Below are 241 nucleotides of genomic sequence, written 5' to 3'. Positions count from 1 at the left end.
GTTTGCTAACCTGAACGATATTGCGGGTCTGGCTGAAGCCATGCTGAAATATGTCTTCAAAGCGGTTCTCGAAGAACGCGCTGACGACATGAAATTCTTCGCTGAACGCGTAGATAAAGATGCCGTTTCACGTCTGGAACGCTTCATTGAAGCCGATTTTGCGCAGGTGGATTATACCGACGCAGTGACCATTCTCGAAAACTGCGGCAGGAAGTTTGAAAACCCGGTTTACTGGGGAGTC

Annotated in this window: 1 protein-coding gene; it reads left to right on the top strand. The window is 49.0% G+C overall.

Annotated features, from left to right (window positions below; all coding sequences use genetic code 11):
- Window positions 1-241: asparagine--tRNA ligase (locus MFF40_RS28595; protein ID WP_283950092.1), on the top strand; the 241-nt coding region annotated here is incomplete at both ends.

This window comes from Methylobacterium mesophilicum, from assembly GCF_022179445.1.
GTDB classification, from domain to species: domain Bacteria; phylum Pseudomonadota; class Alphaproteobacteria; order Rhizobiales; family Beijerinckiaceae; genus Methylobacterium; species Methylobacterium mesophilicum.
The sequence above is the reverse complement of the archived record's forward strand: the minus strand, read 5'-3'. Positions and strand labels throughout refer to the sequence as shown.